This window comes from Mesorhizobium sp. M7A.F.Ca.CA.004.12.1.1, from assembly GCF_003997835.1.
Lineage (GTDB): Bacteria > Pseudomonadota > Alphaproteobacteria > Rhizobiales > Rhizobiaceae > Mesorhizobium.
Window position 1 is genome coordinate 1 of record NZ_RZRK01001083.1, and the last position, 1635, is coordinate 1635.

The following is a 1635-nucleotide window of genomic DNA, read 5'->3' on the forward strand; positions in this document are numbered from 1 at the left end:
GTTTCCGGTCTCTTCTTTTCCCTTCCTTTTCCTTTCCCCTCCCCTACTTTCTCTTTCCTCTCTTCACCCTCACTCCTTCTCATTCTTCCTTTTCTTCCTTTCTTCTCTCTCCCTCCCTCCCCCTTTCTTCTCCTCCTCCCCCTCCTCCTCTTTTTCCTTTTTTTTTCCTGTTCCCTTCTCTCCGGTTTTCGTCAAGTTGCGCGCCCGCCAGTATGACGCGGTGGTCGCGATGTATCACGATCAGGGCCATGTCCCGGTGAAACTGCTCGGCTTCAATGTCGATCCCGAGACCGGTGAGTGGAAAGCGCTCTCCGGTGTCAATGTCACGCTCGGCCTTCCGATCATCCGCACCTCCGTCGACCACGGCACGGCCTTCGACATCGCCGGCAAGGGCATCGCCAATGAGGACAGCTTGGTCGAAGCGATCGAGTTCGCGGTCCAGATGGCCGCGGCGAAATCCAACCCTTAGGCGTCGGCACGCCTGCAACGCACGCAGAACCGGATTGAACCATGTCAGCAGAAGAAAAGACATCGTATCTCATGTTGATCAACGGGAAGTTCGTCATCGGCGAAGCTGGCACGCGCTCGGTTATCAACCCGGCTAACGGCAAGGCCTTTGTCGACGTGCCCGAGGCAAGCCCAGACCAGGCTCGCCAGGCGATAGACGCCGCCCGCAAGGCGCAGAAGGCTTGGGGGCTCAAATCGCCTCTTGCCCGTGCGGCGATCATGAAGCGGATCGCGGTCTTGATCCGGCAGAACGCCCGGCATCTGGCCGAGGTGGTGGTCAGGGAACAAGGCAAACCGATCAATGAAGCAATAGGTGAAGTCGGCGGCGCAGCCGAGTTCTTCGACTACTACGCCGAATTTGCCCGTCGCATTCAAGGTGAGATCTTGCCGTCCGACTACGCGGGAGAGCAGGTCTGGATACAGCGTGTACCGGTAGGCGTTGTCGCCGCCATCATTCCGTGGAATTACCCGAGCGCCTTGGTCAGCCGAAAGGTGGCGCCCGCCATGATCGCCGGCGACACCATCGTCCTCAAACCACATGAAGACACGCCGCTTTCGGCGCTCGAAATGGCTCGCATCTTTGTCGAAGCGGGCGTGCCGGACGGCGTGGTGAACATCATAACGGGACGGGGTGAAACCATAGGCGAAGTGCTCTGCACGGAACCCGGCGTCGACCTCATCACCATGACTGGAAGCGTACCGACCGGTAAGCGCATCATGGCGAACGCTTCGCGCAATCTGACGCCTGTTTCGCTGGAGCTTGGCGGCAAGGCGCCATTCATCGTCCTGGCTGATGCCGATCTCGACCTGGCGGTTCGTTCCGCAGCCACGTCGCGATACATGAATTGCGGACAGGTCTGCATTTGCAACGAACGCACGCTCGTTCACCGTTCGATTTACGATCAGTTCGTCACACGCTTTGTGGAATTCTCCAAGTCGCTCGTCGTCGGTGATCCGATGCACACAAATACCGATATCGGCCCGAAAGTCAGCCGTGAAGAGTTGGAAAAGGTCGAGGCGGTGCTTGCGGAAGCCGTGGCGGGCGGCGCGAGGCTTGCTCTCGCCGGTGGGCGCCCGACCAAGGCGCCCGTCGATGGCGGCTACTGGCTCAATCCGACCGTACTGACA

The 1635-nt window shown here is 59.4% G+C and carries 2 protein-coding genes; both read left to right on the forward strand.

The annotated features are described in order from the left end of the window. The coding region (locus tag EN984_RS38400) for a 4-hydroxythreonine-4-phosphate dehydrogenase PdxA (RefSeq protein WP_206517548.1) at positions 1 to 469 on the forward strand (469 nt) is incomplete at its 5' end. Between the two features lie 41 nt (positions 470 to 510). Then, positions 511 to 1635 (forward strand): aldehyde dehydrogenase family protein (locus EN984_RS33835; RefSeq protein WP_127384319.1); only part of this gene is annotated, 1125 nt, incomplete at its 3' end.